Here is a 19430-nt window from a genome sequence, read left to right as displayed (position 1 = left end):
AACTGAAAGCATTTGTTTCGATGCAAGAAGATAAATTCTCTGACAAAAAATAAGCCCAGAGAAGAGACTCGACCGCGAGAAATCAGATACGGAAATCTCAAATAAACCAATCTAGTGTTATGCATCGGAATAATGCCGTGATGTTTTAGGAATTTATTAATCAGAATAGTTCTTTAGCCTAGGATTATCGATTAGAATCGACACTAGACTTCAACTACTTTCTTACCTGTGATAACTACCTGCCTGGCGCAACGTTGAGCTACTCGTTCACTATGGGTTGCAATAACGAGCAAACTTCCACGAGCGCGAAGAATGTCGAATAGATCCAACACTTCATTTTCCGTCTGCTCGTCGAGCGCCCCGGTTGGCTCATCCGCAATTAGAATTGCTGGAGATTTAACGATTGCGCGGGCAATCGCCACACGCTGAGCTTCGCCACCTGAGAGTCTGCCGACTCTATGATTTTCGTACTTACTAAGACCTACATGACCGAGTGCGTCTGCTGCCGGGTCGCGGAAGGCGTTCTTATTCCCGCCTAGTCCCAACATGACATTTTGTAAGGCGGTCCGCTCAGGTAGCAGATCATAGCGTTGCGTAATTACGCCGACATTCGCCTTGCGAAAGGCCGCCATCCTCGATTCCTTATGCTGGAGAATTTCTTCGTTAAAGCGAAATTCCCCCATATAATGAGTATCAAGACCGGCCAAAATTTTAAGTAAGGTACTTTTTCCCGAACCACTGCGTCCGAGGACGGCAATTGAAGCATCGTTCTCATCTGCTTCAAAGTTCGTGTTCTGGAACAGTGTATGGGGTGTGCCGTTAGCCTCACGAAACCCTTTGGATAGGCCTCGAAGTTCGATTCTTGTCATGTCTCTATGCAATCTTTCTTTGAAAGTACAGTTTGGTCGACCTGGTAGCAGCAGCAATATCAACACAAGCAGCAACGGCAAAAATTAGAATAATCCAGCCGACGGCTGATGAACCCTCATTGGGTAAAACTTGATAAACAGTGAGGAACAACAGTCCGATTGCGGCCCATTCGATGAGCACAATCATCCCCATCCACTTCTGCAACTCCAAACAAGAAGTTCCAATTATCCACCGTAAATTGAGGACAGTACGCCGACGACGGAAATTGAATGCACTCAGCGCGCACAACACGAGTCCGCCAACTATTCCTAAAGCAACTTGAAGGAAGGCGACTAGCCATACATTATCAAATAGCATTGTTCGCATCAGGGAATATTGAGTTAAATATTGAGGCACACCTATAAGTGCATAGTTCGTGAATCCAGTTTCCCGCCCGATCTGGTCAAGATGCTTGAGGATATCGTTACCGGACATGTCTTTCGAGGCAGTAAAATCGCTGTTGATCATTGCGAAGGACAATATCCCACCAAAATCTAGATTCGTCTTCGCTATCCCACGTAGTGTTTTTGGATACGGGATGACAATGGTGTCATCAAGGAAGTGGTCTATATCGTCTTGGTAGAACATCGAAGAGTGCGGCTCAAGGAATCCAACAACTTTGAGTGAGAACGGTTCCATGTAGAACATGCCGTCAAGTGTGTCATTGACACTGTAAATACCCCTGTAGTCCGCACCAAGCAACACTGGGATCTGGCCAGAACTGTAGTCAATATTCTCCCAATCAGGAAGTTGCCCCTCGTCGACCGTCAAATGCGAAAATTCAAACGCTTCCTTACTCATCTGCATTGACCGAACCTCCAGTGTCTCGCGCCCTGTCAGCTGATCGACGTAAACGCCGCCATTAACATAGTCTCCCCCAGCCCAAGCATCGAAAGACTCACTGCCTTTAAAATCAGCAATCGGTATAGGTTGATTGAAAGACGACAATAAGTTCACGAGCTTGCTCTCATTGAGTTTCTCGTAAAACTCTCCAATTTGATCTAGTTTTTCTGGGCTTTGACGAACTTCTGTGAACTCATTGGCATCGATAAAAGTATCTGTCACACGGTAGAGATCTTGATTGTTTCCATCACTAAAGCTTTTGATAATCGCGTTCTGCGTTGACGCTGAGAAACTGATAGTGCTGTATAAACCCGTTAAAAACAGCACTACGATAACAGCTTTTGTTGCAATAGCAAGCCAGTTTCGACGTAGATCAAAAATGAACTCGTTCATTTCATTCCTCCGTTCCTAACCACAAACGACGTCGTGAAAGAGAGAATGAACATAGATGTCAGAAGCACATGCGAGTAGAGAAAATCTTGAAACAATAAGCTAGCTCGACCCGCACTAAATAGAATTAGCGTCGGTACTATTGCCGCCACGATCCAGACTGTCGTGTACGAGAGAATATGTCGTGACAACAAAAATGCGCGGGTGCGTCCCCACAACCGATCTACCGAATCACGCGCTGCACCCCAGGTATGCGTTAGATACCCTAAAATACCTGTCCCAGTGATTAGCAAAACCACAGTAAGCATATTCATGATGGGAGAAATGAAATCAATATTAGTTCGCCTGGAGAGACCTGATTCAATCGCACGCGTATTCTCGAAACGTTCAGTAATCCGATCGGCGTCTGGTCCGTCAACGACGAATCGACGCTCACCTGGCTCCTCAAACAACTGTGGATCGTAAATAACGATTTCGTCGGCTAACAGGCTCTTGTCCCGTGCCCCTAATAAACCAGCAACTTCATATTCTTTTCCCAGTATTACGATCTCGGCGCCCACAGCTTGGAGGTTGGCCCCTACTAATGCCCCCGGACGACTATCGGATACATTCCAACGGATATCGTGCAGTGGTAAAGATCCAGACACGTCCGTTGTCGAAAATACGGCACGAATATGATCATCGTCAGCGAGCGGTTGGAAGATGGTTACATCCAACCCATCGCCCCGAGCGTAATCGATTGCTGTCGATGGATCACCGCTCAACTCGATAGCTCTGTTCGTATATAGTGAGTTTGCCTCCTGTAGGGTGGCAGCCTGTATGGCGCGATAAGACAGCATCGCTAGATCCAACAACAGCAACAATCCGGCAAACGCGAGCACCAGAATTATGGGTTTTGATCGCAAGGTACACTTTCACATTTGGCAGGTGGGGAGATGTACTCATATCTCAACCCACCTGTGTCGGTTATATCTTCCGGAAGATGTTATCTACCATAGTAAGTTCTAGCGGTGCCTGGGTCTATAAGAATCCCGCTTGAGACGGCATACCGCCGCCAAGGCAAATTGACCCCATTACCATGGGAGCCACAGATACGACCTGAAACACCATCGATAGTGCTGCCCTTCTCCTAGTCGTGCACGCGTGGAGTGATAAATGCCGGACCAAGTCGTACAAGGCGGGTTCTGACGGTCGTTGCAACTCCTGTTTGATCAAGGTGTTGCAACGACCGTGAGAACCCGCCTCCTTTCCGGAAGTAGAAAGAAGGCCCCGGTGAATGAAAAATAATTTCATCCACCGGGGCCTGTCGAACTCTTTGCTGGCTACAGTCCGTCTACCTCGACCAGGCCGCGGCGCGTAGGCACCGGGGCCACGTGCGTGCCGTTGGCCGCCACGCGCTGAACCGACAGCAACCGCGGCGGCGCCCCGTCGGCGGTTTGCAGGATCCACGGACCGACCATCAGGTAGCCGCGATCATTTTCGGCTTCGGTGACCACGCCGGTAATCACGAAATCACCGTAGGGTTCCTGGCTGAAGGATGCGGCAACCAAATCGCCGTGGGACAGCTCGGAAACTTCGACGTCTTCCGGGGCGAACTCGCCTTCGAAGACTGCGGGGAAGGCGCGCACGTCCTTATCAGGCTGGCGGGCCATGGTTTCGCCGCCGTCGGCGTCTTTGGCTTTCTTCTTGGCAGCGGCCGCGTTCAGCCCGCCGACCATGACGTCGTCGAGCACCGTGGCGTGCGCGGCGCCGGTGATCAGGAAGTTGCCGAAGCGGGCGGTCTTGTAGAGCACCGAGATCACGTCTCCGGCTTCCACCTCGCCGAAGGCCGCTTTCATGCCGGCTACATCGCGCTTGGAAGGGCCCTTGATAAAGACGTCCACGGGGTGATTCTCCGATTCTGCAGGAATTAGGTTCTGCGCTTAAGCGTAGGCCAGTTACCAGCCACGAAGAAAACGCCTAGCCTCGCAGGGCGGCGTCGAACCATCCGGTAATGCTCGCCGGATGGGTGATCGCGGTGCCCACCACCACGGCGAACGCGCCGGCATCCAGCGCGGCTTTGGCCTGCGCCGGGGTGTGGATCCGGCCCTCGGCAATCAATGGCGGCTCCAGGCCCGCTGCTGCGATCTGTTCCAGCAGCTCAAGGTCGGGCCCCTCGGTCTTGCCCCGTTCCCCGGTGTAGCCGGCCAGCGTGGTGCCGATCAGATCGGCCCCGGCTTCGGCGGCGGCCAGCGCGTCGTCCAGCGACCCGCAGTCGGCCATCACCAAGGCGGCAGACTGTTCGTGGACCGCGCTAATGGTTTGTTCCAGGCTCTTGCCGTCGGGCCGTTCGCGGCGGGTGCCGTCCAGGGCCACGATGTGCGCCCCGGCGTTGGCCACCGCCAAGGCGTGGTGGATGGTGGGGGTGATGAACACGCCTTCATGGCCGTCCTTGAACAGCCCGATGACCGGCACCTCGACGGCCGAACGGGTGAATTGGATATCCGCGATGCCCTGCACGCGCACGGCGCCGGCGCCGCCGATCACCGCCGAGGCAGCCACCTGCGCCATGGTCTGCGGGTGGCGCATCGGCTCCCCCGGATAGGCTTGCGCCGAAACGATCAGCCTTCCGCGCAGGGCTTGCAGTGCTGCTGCCGAAAGCAACATGTCTTTCTCCTCTTAGTCTTGTGGCCAGAATAGGCTGGCCGCCCCGATCAGGGCGGCATCGGTTCCCAAACGGGCAGGTTCCAGCGCGGTGCCGCGCACCAGGTCGATGGCGCTGGCGGCGAAGCCCTCGCGCAGACCCTCCCACCAGATTCTCCCCGCCCCGGCCATCCCGCCGGCAATGACGATTTTCTGCGGGTCCAGCACGTTGGCCAGCGATCCGGCGGCGGCGCCTGCGGCCAGGCCTCCGGTATGCAATGCCCGATAGGCCAAGGCGTCGCCGGCTTCGGCCAGCGCGGTGACCGCCTGGGTGTCACGCACCTTCGGGTTGCCGGCCAGTCGCTGGTAGTGCCGGTGGATCGCCGGCCCGGCGGCGATCGCCTCCACATGCCCGGTGCGTCCGCAGGAGCATTCCAGCCCGGTGGCGTAAGCCGAATCGATGTGCCCCATATGCCCGGCCACGTGGTGGAAGCCGGTGACCAGCTGGCCGCCGTGCAGGTAGGCTCCGCCGATTCCGGTGCCGATGGCCAACAGCATCACCTGGCCGGTTCCCCGGCCCACGCCGAAGCGGGCCTCGCCCAAACCGTGGGCGTGCACGTCATTGACCGCCCGGACTTCCAGTCCGGTGAGCCGTCCCAGTTCGGCCGCCATGTCGGTGCCGGCCCAGCCCGCCAGGGTATCGGTGGCCGATACCACCTTCGCGGTTTCCGGGGCGATGACCCCGGCGGCGCCGATACCCAATCCGGCCGGCTGCGCCGAGCATGCACCGCGCAGCTGCTGCACCACGCCGGCCATGGCCGCGATGATTGCGGCGGCGCCTTCTCGGGCCGGTGTGGGTGCTTGGCTGCGCGCGGTAATGGTGCCATCGCGGCGCACCACGGCGCCGGCGATTTTGGTGCCGCCCAGATCCAGGGCGAGCACCTCGCCGGCGCCTGCTAGTTGTTCTTGCACTGGGCCAGGGCCTACTTGGCGGCCACCGGCAGCAGGCCGGTTTCGGCCAGGATCCCGCGGATCGCGGCGGCCTCGGAGGCATCCAGCGACGCCATCGGGGCGCTCATGGCGTTATTGGCGATGATGCCCAGTTCCACCAGGGCGGTCTTGAAGGCGCCCAGGCCCGCAGCCCCTGGCGACACCCGGGAAGCATCCGGGGTGTAGACGATGTCGAAGACGCGGGCCAGGCGGTCCTGCTCGGCCGCGGCGCCGGCCCAGTCGCCGGCCACGGCCAGGTCGAACAGGCGGCGGTAGCCGGCTGGGTCCACGTTGCCCAGGCCCGGGACCACGCCGTGGGCTCCGCCCAGCAGTGCCCCGTCGACGACGACCTCATGGCCGGTGAACACCGAGAAGCCCTCGATGTCCTTGGTGGCCAGCAGCAGCTGGCGGAAGGACACGTCGTCGCCCGAGGAGTCCTTCACGCCCACGATGGCGCCGGACTGCGCCAGCCGGATGGCCACATCCAGCGGCAGCTTGTGGTGGGTGCGCACCGGCACGTCGTAGGCGAAGATGTCGACCTGCAGGGCGTCGTGGATGGCGGTGAAGTGCGCTTCGATCTCCGGGCCGTTGGAGATGGCATAGAACGGGGTGGTGACCACCAGCGCGTCGGCGCCCAGGGCGATCAGCCGCTGGCCCTCGTCGATGACGCGGGCGGTGGTCTGCTCGCTGGCACCGACCAGCACCGGCACGCGGCCGGCGTTGGCGGCCACGATCCGGGCGAGTACCGCGTCGCGTTCTGCATTGGCCAGGTAGGGCACCTCGCCGGAGGAACCGAGCACGAACAGGCCGGCCACTCCCCCGTCGATCAGGTGTTCCACCACGGCATCCAGGCCGGCGGCGTCAATGGCGCCATCGGCGGTGCGCGGGGTGATGACCGGCGGGATGACGCCGGAGTACTTCGGGTTGTTCGTGTAAGCCACGGGGATTCGGTCTTTCTCTAGGTGCCGCAATTGCGGCGATTGGTTAGTGCTCCAGCAGTGCCGGGGCAGCACCCAACAGGGTGCGGGTGTAGTCATTGGTGGGCGCGTCGAATACCTGTGCGGCATCGCCTCGCTCGACGATTTGCCCGGAGTTCATCACGCAGATGGTGTCCGAAACATAGCGCACGGTCTGGATATCGTGGGAGATGAACACCATGCCCAGGTTCAGCTCGGATTTCAGGTCGGTGAGCAGGTTCAGCACCTGCGCCCGCACCGAGACATCCAGCGCGCTGGTGGGCTCATCGGCCACGATCACCGCAGGTTCCAGGGCCAGCGCCCTGGCGATGGCCACGCGCTGGCGCTGGCCGCCGGAGACCTGGCTGGGCAGGGCCGAGGCCGCCGAAGCCGGCAGGCCCACCACCTCAAGCAGTTCCAGCGCCTTGGCCTTGCGCGAAGCATCGCTGCCGATGCCATGCACGCGCAGCGGGTCGGTGAGCGTGTCCATGATCGACATGCGCGGATTCAGCGCGGTGGCCGGGTCCTGGAAGACCACGCCCACGCTGCGCCCGAACTCCTTGCGGCCTGCGGCGTTGCGCTTGCCCACCGGCTTGCCGTTGAACAGCACCTGCCCGCTGGTGGGTTCCTGCAGTCCCACCAGCACCGAGGCCAGGGTGGACTTGCCGCAACCGGATTCGCCCACGATGCCCACGGTCTGCCCGCGGCGCACCGCGAAGTCCACCCCGTTGACGGCCTTGATCAGGCGCGGGGAGAACAGCTTGCCGCCGCGGATCTTGTGGTGCACGTGGATATCCTGCAGCTCGATGATCGCGTTGCTCATTTGCTGGCTCCTTGAAGGTGGCTGCCATTGCCCTGGTGGCTGGCCCAGCGGTGCTCGCTGCCGGCGTCCACCGGGACGAAGGACAGGTGCTGGTCCGGGTCGGCGCCGGCACGCTGCGAACGCTCGGCGAAGCGGTCGCCGGCGGCGAAATCGTACGGGCTGGGGACGGTGCCCGGGATCTGGTGCAGGCGTTCGGCCTTCGACTCGATGGAGAGCACCGCGCCGAGCAGGCCCTGGGTGTATTCGTGATGCGGGTCCGAGAGCACCTCGCTGATCGGACCGGACTCCACCACCTGGCCGGCGTACATCACGGTGACCCGGTGGGCCAGCGAGGCCACCAGTGCCAGGTCGTGGGAGACGAAGACCATCGCGAAGCCCAGCTGCTCGCGCAGCTCGTTGAGCAGGTCGACCACCTGCTTCTGCACGGTGACATCCAGCGCGGTGGTCGGCTCGTCGCAGACCACCAGCTTGGGGCTGCGCGAGAGGGCCATGGCGATCAGCACGCGCTGGCGCTGGCCGCCGGAGAGCTCATGCGGGTAGGAGCGCAGGGTGCGCTTGGCGTCCAGCTTGACCAGGGCGAGCAGTTCCTCGGGGGTCTTGCGCCCGCCGCGGCGGGTGAGCTGGCGCAGCTGGTCGCCGACGAGCATCGAGGGGTTCAGGCTGGACAGCGCGTCCTGGTAGACCATCGCGATCTGCTCGCCGCGCAGGCCCTTGTAGACCTTGTCGTCCCCGGCCCGGGTGCCGCCATCGGAGGTAGCCGGCAGCAGTTCCCTGCCCTCGAAGGTGATGGAACCGGAGAGCTGGGCGCTGCCCGGCAGCAGCCCCATGATGGCCAGCGAGGTGATGGACTTGCCGCAGCCGGATTCGCCCACCAGCGCCATGGTTTCGCCCTCGCGCACCGCGAAGGAGACATCCTGCACGATCGGGGTGTCCCCGTAGCGCTCCGGGAAGCGGATGGACAGGTTCTTGACCTCCAGGATGGTGCGCGGCGCGCCCTGGGAGGTATCGAGCACCAGGCGGTCGGTGCGCTGGGCCTCGGCCGCTGCCAGCAGGTCCAGTTCCCCGCGCAGCCGCTCGGCGGCCTGCGGGTCCGCGGCCGCCTTGGCCTTGGCCAGCGCAGGTTCGCCGTTCTTCTTCGCCTGCTTCCTGGCCGAGCCCTTGGTGTTCACCAGCGCATCGGTCATGCCTTCGGCCAGCATGTTCAGCGCCAGCACGGTCAGCAGGATCACCAGGCCGGCGAAGGTGGTCGCCCACCACGCGCCGTTGAGCACCAGGGTGCGGCCGTAGGAGATCACGTTGCCCCAGCTCGGGGCCGGATCCTGGATGCCTGCGCCGAGGAAGGACAGGGATGCTTCGAGGATGATGGCGTCGGCCACCATCACGGTGGCGAAGACCATCACCGGGGCCGCGCAGTTGCGCAGCACGTGGGTGCCCAGGATGTAGAAGCGCCCGGCGCCGATCACGCGTTCGGCGCGCACATAGTCCTCGCCCCATTGGGCCAGCACGTTGGCACGGACCACCCGGGCGATCTGCGGGGTGTAGATGATCGCGATGGACAAGATGATCACCGGCAAGGTGTTGCCCAGCGAAGCCAGCAGCGCGGCGGCCAGGGCGATGCCCGGGAAGGCCATCACCATGTCCATGATGCGCATGATCGTCTCATTGGCCCATTTGGCGCTGGTGGCGGCCAACGCACCGAGCAGCCCACCCATGACCAGTGCCAGCGCCACCGACCCCAGGCCGACCAGCAGCGAGGCTTGGGCGCCGAAGAGCAGGCGCGAGTAGATGTCGCGGCCCAGCCGGTCGGTGCCGAAGAAGTGCTCGGCGCTCGGCTTCTGCGCCGGGATTCCGGTGGCCAGCGGGTCGTGCGGGGCAATCAGCGGGGCGAAGAGGGCCACCGCGGCGATGGCCAGCAGGAAGGCCAAGGCGATTTTGGAGCCTGCCGGCAGCGCCTTGAAGCGGGCGCCGGACTCGGAAAGGCGGTTCACGAGGTTGTTGCGTGGGGCCATGATGCTCATCCCTACACCGTCCTAATTCGCGGGTTAATCAGCAGGTAGAGCAAGTCGACGATGATGTTCACGAGCACGAAGGTGATCGCGATGGTCAGCGTGACGCCCTGGACCAGGTTGGTGTCCTTGTTGGTAATGCCGTTCATGATCAGCTGTCCCATGCCGGGCAGGGAGAAGATCATCTCGATGACCACCGCACCGCCCAGCAGGTAGCCAATGCGCAGCCCGAGCACGGTCACCGGGGTGACCAGGGCGTTGCGCAGCACGTTCTTGGAGATCACTTCGCCGCGCGGCACGCCGTTGCCGATGGCGGTGCGCACGTAGTCGCGGTCCAGTTCCTCGACCATCGAGGTGCGCACCACGCGGGTGAGCGAGGCGGAGACCGGGATGGCCAGGGCCAGGGCCGGCAGCGCCATATGCAGCAGCCAGGTGCCCGGGTCCGATCCTTCGGGGGCCGCTCCCCCGGAGGGGAACAGCGGGCTGGAACCCAGGGCGAACCACTGGATGAGCAGGATGCCCAGCCAGAAGGACGGGGTGGCGATCGCCGCGATGGAGAAGATGCGGACCAGCTGGTCCGGCCAGCCATCGCGGTACAGTGCACCGAGCAGGCCGAAGGCCAGCGAGATGACCACGGCGATGACCACGCCCAGGAAGGTCAGCTGCAAGGTCAGCGGGAATGCGCCGGCGATCATCTGGGAGACCGATTGGGCTGGCGGGGTGGTCAGGCCGAAGTCCAGGCGGATGAGCCGGCCGATGAAGCTGATGTACTGGACCACCAGCGCGTCGTTCAGGCCGCGTTCCTCGCGGTAGGCCTCTTTGGCGGCCTCGGAGGCGCCCTCGCCCAGCGCGGAGGTGGCTTCATCGCCCGGGGCCAGCTTCATGATGATGAAGACCATGGCGGAGATGCCAAGGACCATCACCGGCAGCGCGGCCAGGCGGCGTAAGAGCAGGTTGAGGAAATTCCCCATGGAGTAGCTCCGTCGAGTATCGAAGTGTGCAGGTCATTGCGCTGGGCGGGCCGGGAGGCACGGCATGGGTGCCGTGCCTCCCGGCCTGCTGCGCGGGGCCGGGGCCGGCTAGGCCTTGCGGTTCACGCCGACAAAGGAGATGCCGGTGGTTGGCAGCGGCGCGAAGCCTTCCAGGGCGTTTTCGTCCCAGGCCGATGGCAGCTGGCGGTGCAGCACCGGGTAGAGCGGGGCCTGGTCGGCGACGATGTTGATCGCCTTGCCCCACGCCGCCATGGCCTTGTTCGAATCATCGGTCTGGATGGCCGCGTCCAGCTGCTTCTGCAGCTCCTTGTATTCGGGCGTATCGTTCCAGCGGAAGCGGTTCTTCGGCCAGACATCGCCGCGGTAGAACCAGCTCATCAGCAGGTCCAGGTCGTTGCCGAAGACCGATGGGTCGCCCGGGGCGGCCACCACCGAGAAGGTGCCGCTGTCCACGTTGTCGGTGTACAGCGCGCCGGACTGCAGGTTCTTCATGGTGACCTTCACGCCCGGGATCTTGTTCCAGGACTCGAGGATCAGCGGGGCGATGTCCTTGACCCACGAGGTGTCGGTGGTCAGCAGCTCGAATTCCAGCTTGTCCACGCCGGCTTCGGCCAGCAGCGCCGCAGCCTTCGCCGCGTCGTAGCCGTAGACCGTGTCCGCCTTGATGTACTGCGGGTGGCTTTCTTGCACATAGGAGCTGGCGGCCTTGGCGTTGCCCAGCAGCGCGGTGCTGATGATCGACTCGGTGTCCAGGCCGTAGTGCAATGCCTGGCGGACCAGGGCGTCGTCGAATGGCTTCTTGGCGCAGTTGAACATCAGGAACAGCAGGCCGAAGGAATCGGCGCTCTTCACCGTGGCCTTCGAGGCCAGGCGGTCCATGTCGAGGTACGGCACGTCCTCGATGGCCTGCACGCGGCCCGATTCCATGGCGGTCACGCGGGCCGCCGCATCGGAGAGCAGGAACCAGGTCATGCCGCTGGCGGTCGCCGGGTACTTGCCGTTGTAGTCCTCGAACTTCTCGAAGACGATCTTGTCGTCCTTGGTGGCCGAGACCAGCTTGTACGGGCCGGTGCCGATCGGCGCGGCGTCGAAGGCGGCCTGGTCCTTGGAAGCCACGGCCTTCGGCACGATCTTGACCACCGAGATGCGGGTCGGGAACAGCGGGAAGGCGTAGTTCAGCGTGAACGCCACGGTCTTCTCGTCCTTGGCCTTCACCGACTTGATGAAGGGGATGAACTGGGCGAACAACGAGGCGTTGCCGGTGTCCAGCACCCGCTCGAAGGAGTAGACGACGTCCTGGATGGTGACCGCTTCCCCGTTGTGGAAGGTGGCCCCGTCGCGCAGGGTGATTTCCCAGCTGGTGTCGTCAATCTGCTTCGGCTCCGCCGCTGCCAGCGCCAGGTACGGTTCACGGGTGGCCGGGTGCAGGTCCACCAGGCCTTCGAAGATGTGCATGTTGGCGGCGAACGGGGTCGCGCCGGAGGAGGTCATCGGGTCGAAACCGGTGGACAGGGCGTAGGAAATGCCTGCCTCGATGGTGCCCGTGCCGGCAGCTGCGGTGCTGCCCGCGCCGCCGCTGGCTCCTGGGGAGCAGGCGGCCAGGCTGGCCGAGAATGCCGCAGCAGCGCCAACCATGCCGGTGATCTTCAGGAAATCTCGTCGTGCAAAGGGCTTGTTGGCTACTTCGTTCAAAGCCATTCTTGCCACCTCCAGGAAAATGAGTGAGTGTTGTAGGACGTAGGATGTCCGATCTATGGTCTAGACTGTAGTGGACGTCACGCCGCATGGTCAACTGCGTCACATGAACTTCTCCGCCCGCCGAGGAAAGCAGGATCCGTTGAGCACGATGCCAGCCCGCCGATCAGATGCCCGTGCCCGCCTGCGCGCGCTGACCAATGACATCTCCGCGCTGATCCTGGAACGCGGATTGCTGCCCGGGGACCCGCTGCCCACCGAGCAGGAACTCATGGCCGAGCTGGGTGTGGGGCGCAACTCCCTGCGCGAGGCGATCAAGGTGCTCCAGGCCCTGGGCATCATCGACACCCGCCACGGTTTCGGCATGTTCGTGGCCCAGGAAAACCTCAACGCCCTGCATGACTCCCTCGCCTTCCGCGGGCAGATGTCGCTGCGCCACCATGGTCATGAGGCCAGTGAGCTGGTCGATGTCCGCCAGGCACTGGAAACCGGCCTGATCGGCCTGGCCATCCGCGCGGTCACCGACGAGCACCTGGAGGCCTTGGAGCAGTGCGTAAGCCAGATGGAGCAGCACGCGGCGCGTGAGGAGACCTTCGTCGAGCAGGACAAGGCCTTCCACCGCATCCTCTTCGAGCCGCTGGGCAACCAGCTGCTGACCAACCTGCTCGGAGTGTTCTGGGATGTCTACCGCACCATCTACGATGCGATCGACTCCGATCTGGAAATCACCCAGCCGGCCAAGACCGCCCAGGACCACCGCGATATCCTCGACGCGGTACGCGCCAAGGACGTGGAAACCGCCCGGCAGCTGATCTCCGAGCACTTCCACGGCATTCGCGCCCTGCTGGCGAGCCGGGAAGTTTAGCAAAAAGAACCCTAAAGCATTCCTTTCACAGCTAAGCTGGGGTGGTGGACACACTTCAACGCTATGCACCCAATGAAAACCTCAGGCGCGACGAAGCGGCCTGGCGCGCACGGAATATCGAATGGCACTTCGCCGAGGTCCAGCTCGATCTTTCCAATGCCACCGATCGCACAGCCACCAGCTTCAGCTCGATCACCACGCTGAACTTCAGCTCCAAGGATCCGGCAGCCTTCATCGACTTCATCCACGAATCCGTGGACGAGGTACTGGTCAACGGCACCGCGATCGACCTGGAATCCGCAGTGCTCGATGCACGCATCTACCTCGATCAGCTGCGCACCGACGTGCCGAACACCGTGAAGATCACCGGACGGGCGATCTACTCGCGCTCCGGCGAGGGCCTGCACCGCTTCGTGGATCCGCAGGATGGCCAAACCTATCTCTACACCCAGTTCGAGCCTTCCGAGGCGCGCCGGGTCTTCGCCTGCTTCGAGCAGCCCGACCTGAAGACCAGCTACCGCTTCACCCTCACCGGCCCGGCAGCCTGGCATCTGGCCAGCAACCAGCCGATCGTCGATGAGGTACTGCACGATGACGGCACCAAGACCGTGGCCTGCGCCCCGACTCCCCCGATCTCCAGCTACATCACCGCGGTGCTGGCCGGACCGTACCACGTGGTGCGCGGCGAGCACCTCCAGCGGCTGGATGACGGCGAAGAGCTGAGCATCGAGATGGCCGCCACCTGCCGCGCCTCGCTGGCCGGGCACTTCGACGGCGACGAGATCATCAAGCTGACCAGCCAGGGCCTGGACTACTACCACCAGCTGTTCGACTACCCCTACCCGTGGGGCAAGTACGACTCGGCGTTCGTGCCGGAGTACAACCTCGGCGCCATGGAAAACCCGGGCCTGGTCACCTTCACCGAACGCTACGTCTTCACCTCGCACGCCACCGAAGGCCAGTACGAGCAGCGCGGCAACACCCTGATGCACGAAATGGCGCACATGTGGTTCGGCGACCTGGTCACCATGAAGTGGTGGGATGACCTGTGGCTCAAGGAATCCTTCGCCGACTACATCGGCACCCTGGCCAACGACGAAGCCACCGACTTCACCACCGCGTGGACCACCTTCGCGGCGCGCCGCAAGGCCTGGGCCTACGTGGCCGACCAGATGCCCACCACCCACCCCATCGTGGCCGACATCCCTGACCTGCTGGCCGCGGACCAGAATTTCGATGGCATCACCTACGCCAAGGGCGCCAGCGTGCTCAAGCAGCTGGCCGCCTTTGTCGGCGCCGAGGCCTTCCGCGACGCCGCCCGCGCCTACTTCCGCAAGCACGCCTACGGCAATACCTCGCTGGATGACTTCCTCGAAGCGCTCGAAGCGGCCAGCGGCCGCGATATGGGCCAGTGGGCGGATGCCTGGCTGAAGACCAGCGGCGTGCCGAAGCTGCACGTCGAGTACACCACCGATGCCGGCGGCACCATCACCGCGGCATCGCTGATCCAGTCGGGCACCGATCCGGTCACCGGGCAGAAGATCGCCCGCCCGCATGTGCTTTCGGTCGGCGCCTACCAGCTGGACGGGAGCCAGCTGGTGCGCACCGACTCGGTGGACGTGGAGCTCTCCGGCGAATCGGCGGCCCTGGACTTCCTGGTCGGACGCCGGATCCCGGATCTGCTGCTGCCCAACGACGGCGATGAGACCTATGCGCTGATCGAATTCGACCCGGTTTCGCGTGCCACCTTGCTCGGCCACCTCTCGGGCCTGGGCGACTCGCTGCCCCGCGCCACCTGCTGGGCGTCGCTGTGGGATGCGGTGCGTTCGGCCACCTTGGATGCGCAAAGCTACGTGCAGGCGATCCTCGATCACGCGCACGCCGTCACCGACGCGGGCGTCTTCGGGGTGCTTACCGACCAGTTGGCCACCTCGATTTCCAAGTACGTTGCCCCCGAGCTGCGCGCGGAGCTGCGCCAGAAGGCCGCCGCGACGCTCACCGGATGGCTCACCCGGTTCGAGGCCGGCGGAGACCAGCAGACCACCACCGCGCGCACCCTGGTTCGCCTGGCCCGTGCCGGCGTGGCTCCGGAGGTGCTCGACGCCTTCCTGGGCGAGCAGCCCAATGCCTACCAGGTCACCGTCGATGAGCAGCTGCTGTGGGGTTCCTACATCGCGCTGGCCGCTTCCGGCCGGCTCGACGAGGCCGCCGAGGCATCCATGCACGAAGCGGCCAAGGCCAACCCCACCAGCGTGGCGCAGAATTCGGTTCGCACCGCGCTGGCGGCGCGCCCGGATCCGCAGGCCAAGGACACCGCTTTCGACACCGTGCTGATGGCGCGCGATGAACACGGGGAGCTGTCCAACGATGCCCTCTCGGCCACCGCGCTGGGCTTCACCATGGGTTCCTCCGCCCTGCTGGCACCGTTCGAGGAACGCTACTGGGCCGCGATCCTGCCGGTCTTCGAGACCATGGGCATGGAATTCGCCACGCGCGTGATCGAGGGGCTGTATCCAGGGCACCAGGATCTCCAGGGCGCCATCGAGCAGAACCATGCACTGGCTACCGCTACCGCATGGCTGGAACGCCATGAGAGCGCACCGGCCGCCCTCAAGCGCATCCTGCTTGAGGAACGCGCAGAACTGGAACGCTCGCTGAAGGCCCAGGCCTACAGCCGCACCAGCCGCTAGGCGCTGGCCCTCCGAAGCCGGCCCGCTGCTTATCCACGCAGCGGGCCGGCTTTTCCGTGCCGCTACACGCTGCCGGCGCAGCGGAGATGGCAGGGCCACAGCAACCATGGCCTCAAGCAAAACATGGGCCTGGCCTCGAACTTGATCGAGAACAGCCCCTTGGATCTTGGCTCGCTACGGAACCCGCGCGGTCCACTGCGCGGTAGCGAATTTGGCCTCGGCCAATTCCTTCGCCGCCAGACGGGATTCGGCATCCAGCTGCGCCGGCTTGGCCCCGGTGCGCTTGGCGAAGGTGTCCATCATGACGTTGATGATCTCCATGCGATCCAGCTTTGTCTGCGACTTCAGCGGATCCACACGCTTGACCGCTGAGGTGATGCCCTTGTCGGAGATCTTCTCCCGGCCAATGCGCAGCACCTGGGTCATCTTCTCCGCGTCGATGTCGTAGCTCATCGTGACGTGGTGCAGCATCGCACCGTTGGCCAGGCGCTTTTGCGCTGCGCCGCCGATCTTGCCGGCAGGGGTCGCGATGTCGTTCAGCGGCTTGTAGTACGCTTCCAGGCCGATGCTTTCCAGCGCTTCCATGACCCAGGCGTCCAGGTACGGGTAGGAATCGGCAAAGCTCATGCCGTCCACCAGGGATTCAGGAGCGTAGAGCGAGTAGGTAATGCAGTTGCCAGCTTCCATGAACATCGCGCCGCCTCCGGAAATGCGGCGAACCACCTGGATGCCGTGCTTTTCGGCTTGCTCCATGTCCACTTCGTTCTTCAGCGACTGGAAGGATCCGATCACGACGGCACCTTCGCTCCAGTCCCAGAAACGGATGGTCGGCTTGCGGGTCCCCTTGGCGATTTGCCGGGTCAGCACCTCATCCAGCGCCACTTGCTCGGTGATTGGAATGATCTCCGGGCTCAGGACTTCCCACTCGTGGTCTTCCCACTTGGTGGCGTGTCCCAGCGCGCGGCGGACGACGCGCGCGATGGCGTCTTCGTCAAAACCGAACATCACTGCGCCTTCACGCAGATTGTCGGTTACCGCATTGCGTATGGTGCTGTGGCTGGCGTCCGCTGGCAAACCGCGTAGCGCATCATTCAAGTCATCGAGTGCATCATCTGGTTCCAGGAAGAAGTCGCCATTCAATGACACTTCGGTGATCACGCCATCGGAAGTATCCAGATCTACAACGACTAATTTGCCACCGACTACCTTGTATTCACCATGATGCTTCATGGTTTCATTCTATCCCCGGCTGCCCACTAGTCGAATCCACGCGCCCCCGGATTCGGTGGTTCGCAGTGGCAACATTCGACGCCGGATAACAATCGAATAAATATTCGATAATACTTCCACATTCCGCGGATTTCCGGGCCAAACTGTCTGTTGCCGGCAGGATAATTAACTATGGCTATACCCGATTTCATCCATGACGACGATGATGAACATCGTCTACCGTTGCCCCCAGCTGGCACTCGCACAGAATCCCACAAGGATTCGTTATTCAGCGACCATCTCGAACATCACCTGTTCCATGGTCCGCTGAAGCAATTGGCAGATGAGCTCTACGACGCGGGCCCGCTCAATGGCCCCGACGACGCCCTCGAACGGCTGAAGAAGATCCAACGCATTCAGAGCACCCTCGATGCAATGACATCTGTGCTGCTGGCCGATTCAGTAGAACAAGTCAGTGAATCATTTGCCGATATGATCGCCACCGCGGGGACCACTACCGAGGAGGAGGAACGCGAGGCTCGGAAAAGTGCTCAATACTATGGCGTTGACCGCGGCAGTGACCAGGTCATCAACTCCAACTTCATCGCAGAAGCGGCTGTCGCGCTGCGTGAGACCCCTCGCATGGTAGGCAAGCGGATGTTCTATGCCAAGGGTCTTCGCTACGCCTGCAAGGAAACCCTCACGGCTCTGGCTGCAGGAGAGATCACGTCCAAGGCAGCGCATGGCATCGTGAAGTATTCGCAGGACTTGCTCCCCGAACAAATCATGCAGATGCAACGCGTGCTGTTGCCCATGGCGAAGACTGCGTCTGATGACGCGATATACCAACGCGCACGCCGGTTCCATGACAGGATGTGCCCGGAGGCCGCCGAACAAAGGCACAAGAAGTCTGAAAAGAATCGCAAGCTCACGCTATGGGATAACGAAAATGGCATGTCCACCCTCAAGTACTACAACAGTGCCGCAGTGATTCATTCCATCAAGAACTCCGTGAAGTGGCTAGCTGATCAGCATAACGATCCGCAGGATCCCCGCACCCGGGAGCAAATAGAAGCGGACGCCTTTGCAGACATCATCCTCAACGGCTGGCCGGACCGGGAAGGCACGCCCCTCAAGCCACGGGTATCCATCACGATTCCCGCGGTGGAAATGCTGGCGGATCCTACAAGGACCGTGGCTGACCTGGAAGGCTACGGCCCCATCCCACTGGGGGTCGCATTGGTGTTGGCAAAGGATGCGCCTTCGTTCCAGCGCGTGCTGACCGACCCATGGACTGGCGCCGCGATAGATGTCGAGCGAAGGCGCTACCGGCCCTCGCAGAGCCTCAAGGATCTGTTACGGCACCGCGATGAGCATTGCTGCTTCCCCGGCTGTCGCCGTCCAGCTGACCGCTCCGAGATTGACCATATAAATGGCTGGGCTCACGGAGGGCATACGACCAGGGACAATACGCATCTGCTGTGCAAGCAGCATCAAATGTTCAAGCATGCATTGGGTTGGAAAGTCGTTCCGCGTCCTGACGGATCCAAGATGTGGGTGACTCCACACGGGCTGAGCGCACTCGTTATTCCGGAAAGCGTCAAGCGTGTGGACCAATTCGATCATGTAAATGATCATTGCCCAGAGCGCCCTAAGGTCATTCCTTTGCCGCATATTCGACTCACGGCAGAAGTACGCAGGGTACTTGGGCTCAAGCCTCGCGTCGACATTCCAGACGAGGATCCCGGTCCTGAATCGCCGCCAGATGACGGCCAGAAGGAAACAGGCTGAGGACGCTATCCCGATTGACCGGTTTTTGGGTGACAGAATTTTTCAGTCACCAGCACCTCCACACCACCAATAACACCATTCACGCAACGGCGATGGAGCCAGTTGCTCGGAGCAGTGCGGCCAAGACGTCTGCTTCGACGAGTCAGCGAATCCTTATTCAGCCGCCACTGGAAACCCCGACGGCTATAGCACCGAAAAGCTCTGGGCAAACGCTCCTGACAATATTTTTCAGTCTATGGCGCCTCCAGGCAACTGCCAAAATGCCCGATGCGCACCGCTGTGCCAAAAACGGGACCTCTACGACAGTTCCGTGAAAATATTTTTCAGTCATCCCCGGCTGCCCCGACGGCTATTGCGCCGAACGACTCTGGGGCGAACGCTGCTGACAATATTTTTCAGTCACTGGCGCATCGAGACGACTACCAAAATGCCACTAGCGCATCACGGCGCGAAAAAGGAATCCTCCTAGTCAGTTAAGTGAGAGCATTTTTCAGTCATCTCCTGCCGCCCCGACGGCTATTGAGCCGGAAGACGCTGGGGCGGACGCTGCTGACAATATTTTTCAGTCACTGGCACATCCAGGAAACTGCCAAGATGCCGCGATGCGTATCGTGGCGCGAAAAACGAATCCTCTTAGACGGTTCCGTGA

Annotated in this window: 15 protein-coding genes; 3 read left to right on the top strand and 12 right to left on the bottom strand. The window is 61.8% G+C overall.

The features are described from left to right. Positions 1–203 precede the first annotated feature (203 nt). The 11 genes from CQ012_RS01575 to CQ012_RS01525 form a co-directional block, all read right to left on the bottom strand. The gene (locus tag CQ012_RS01575; RefSeq protein WP_105661254.1) at positions 204–869 is read right to left on the bottom strand and encodes an ABC transporter ATP-binding protein; all 666 of its coding nucleotides are present in this window, start codon (positions 867–869) and stop codon (positions 204–206) included. A 4-nt stretch (positions 870–873) separates the two neighbouring features. After that, positions 874–2145: a hypothetical protein gene (locus CQ012_RS01570; RefSeq protein ID WP_105661253.1), complete on the bottom strand. Its 1272-nt coding sequence runs from the start codon at positions 2143–2145 to the stop codon at positions 874–876. Beyond that, positions 2142–3047 (bottom strand): hypothetical protein, encoded by a 906-nt coding sequence (locus CQ012_RS01565; RefSeq protein WP_181148989.1) that lies wholly within the window; start codon positions 3045–3047, stop codon positions 2142–2144. Before CQ012_RS01565 ends, CQ012_RS01570 begins: the two co-directional genes overlap by 4 nt. 417 nt (positions 3048–3464) lie before the next feature. Next, positions 3465–4025 carry a hypothetical protein gene (locus tag CQ012_RS01560; RefSeq protein ID WP_105661251.1) on the bottom strand — a complete coding sequence of 187 codons (561 nt, stop codon included), beginning with the start codon at positions 4023–4025 and terminating at the stop codon, positions 3465–3467. A gap of 76 nt (positions 4026–4101) precedes the next feature. Next, the gene (locus CQ012_RS01555) at positions 4102–4788 is read right to left on the bottom strand and encodes an N-acetylmannosamine-6-phosphate 2-epimerase (protein WP_105661250.1); all 687 of its coding nucleotides are present in this window, start codon (positions 4786–4788) and stop codon (positions 4102–4104) included. Between the two features lie 12 nt (positions 4789–4800). Beyond that, positions 4801–5736, bottom strand: coding sequence for an ROK family protein (locus CQ012_RS01550; RefSeq protein ID WP_105661249.1), 936 nt, complete (start codon positions 5734–5736; stop codon positions 4801–4803). An 11-nt stretch (positions 5737–5747) separates the two neighbouring features. Next, positions 5748–6695, bottom strand: coding sequence for a dihydrodipicolinate synthase family protein (locus CQ012_RS01545; RefSeq protein WP_286134550.1), 948 nt, complete (start codon positions 6693–6695; stop codon positions 5748–5750). Positions 6696–6738: 43 nt separating this feature from the next. After that, positions 6739–7533 (bottom strand): ABC transporter ATP-binding protein, encoded by a 795-nt coding sequence (locus tag CQ012_RS01540; protein ID WP_105657809.1) that lies wholly within the window; start codon positions 7531–7533, stop codon positions 6739–6741. Beyond that, entirely contained in the window at positions 7530–9551 is a 2022-nt protein-coding gene (locus CQ012_RS01535) for a dipeptide/oligopeptide/nickel ABC transporter permease/ATP-binding protein (protein ID WP_502692944.1), read from the bottom strand. The genes CQ012_RS01540 and CQ012_RS01535 overlap by 4 nt, the downstream gene beginning before the upstream one ends. A 2-nt stretch (positions 9552–9553) precedes the next feature. Continuing rightward, the gene (locus tag CQ012_RS01530) at positions 9554–10510 is read right to left on the bottom strand and encodes an ABC transporter permease (RefSeq protein WP_105657808.1); all 957 of its coding nucleotides are present in this window, start codon (positions 10508–10510) and stop codon (positions 9554–9556) included. 108 nt (positions 10511–10618) lie between these two features. After that, entirely contained in the window at positions 10619–12229 is a 1611-nt protein-coding gene (locus CQ012_RS01525; RefSeq protein ID WP_105661247.1) for an ABC transporter substrate-binding protein, read from the bottom strand. A gap of 103 nt (positions 12230–12332) precedes the next feature. On the opposite strand from CQ012_RS01525, the gene CQ012_RS01520 reads away from it, so the two are divergent. Both CQ012_RS01520 and pepN read left to right on the top strand, forming a co-directional pair. After that, positions 12333–13091 carry a FadR/GntR family transcriptional regulator gene (locus tag CQ012_RS01520; RefSeq protein WP_286134548.1) on the top strand — a complete coding sequence of 253 codons (759 nt, stop codon included), beginning with the start codon at positions 12333–12335 and terminating at the stop codon, positions 13089–13091. 44 nt (positions 13092–13135) lie between these two features. Then, positions 13136–15781, top strand: a complete 2646-nt coding sequence (pepN, locus tag CQ012_RS01515) for an aminopeptidase N (protein WP_105661560.1) — start codon at positions 13136–13138, stop codon at positions 15779–15781. A gap of 174 nt (positions 15782–15955) precedes the next feature. Here pepN and lplAB read toward each other — a convergent pair whose 3' ends face one another. After that, positions 15956–17011: a lipoate-protein ligase LplAB gene (gene lplAB, locus CQ012_RS01510; RefSeq protein WP_105661245.1), complete on the bottom strand. Its 1056-nt coding sequence runs from the start codon at positions 17009–17011 to the stop codon at positions 15956–15958. A gap of 171 nt (positions 17012–17182) precedes the next feature. Between lplAB and CQ012_RS01505 the strand changes: the two genes are divergently transcribed. Beyond that, the gene (locus tag CQ012_RS01505; RefSeq protein ID WP_105661244.1) at positions 17183–18781 is read left to right on the top strand and encodes an HNH endonuclease; all 1599 of its coding nucleotides are present in this window, start codon (positions 17183–17185) and stop codon (positions 18779–18781) included. Positions 18782–19430: the final 649 nt, after the last annotated feature.

Origin of the sequence: Arthrobacter sp. MYb214 (assembly GCF_002979865.1) — a bacterium.
Taxonomy (GTDB): domain Bacteria; phylum Actinomycetota; class Actinomycetes; order Actinomycetales; family Micrococcaceae; genus Glutamicibacter.
The sequence above is the reverse complement of the archived record's forward strand: the minus strand, read 5'-3'. Positions and strand labels throughout refer to the sequence as shown.

Bases quoted from the DNA above. Each gene is read 5' to 3' on its own strand.
- CQ012_RS01575 (WP_105661254.1), bottom strand. From the start codon at position 869: ATGACAAGAATCGAACTTCGAGGCCTATCCAAAGGGTTTCGTGAGGCT.
- CQ012_RS01570 (WP_105661253.1), bottom strand. From the start codon at position 2,145: ATGAACGAGTTCATTTTTGATCTACGTCGAAACTGGCTTGCTATTGCA.
- CQ012_RS01555 (WP_105661250.1), bottom strand. From the start codon at position 4,788: ATGTTGCTTTCGGCAGCAGCACTGCAAGCCCTGCGCGGAAGGCTGATC.
- CQ012_RS01540 (WP_105657809.1), bottom strand. From the start codon at position 7,533: ATGAGCAACGCGATCATCGAGCTGCAGGATATCCACGTGCACCACAAG.
- CQ012_RS01535 (WP_502692944.1), bottom strand. From the start codon at position 9,551: ATGAGCATCATGGCCCCACGCAACAACCTCGTGAACCGCCTTTCCGAG.
- CQ012_RS01530 (WP_105657808.1), bottom strand. From the start codon at position 10,510: ATGGGGAATTTCCTCAACCTGCTCTTACGCCGCCTGGCCGCGCTGCCG.
- CQ012_RS01525 (WP_105661247.1), bottom strand. From the start codon at position 12,229: ATGGCTTTGAACGAAGTAGCCAACAAGCCCTTTGCACGACGAGATTTC.
- CQ012_RS01520 (WP_286134548.1), top strand. From the start codon at position 12,333: ATGAACTTCTCCGCCCGCCGAGGAAAGCAGGATCCGTTGAGCACGATG.
- lplAB (WP_105661245.1), bottom strand. From the start codon at position 17,011: ATGAAGCATCATGGTGAATACAAGGTAGTCGGTGGCAAATTAGTCGTT.
- CQ012_RS01505 (WP_105661244.1), top strand. From the start codon at position 17,183: ATGGCTATACCCGATTTCATCCATGACGACGATGATGAACATCGTCTA.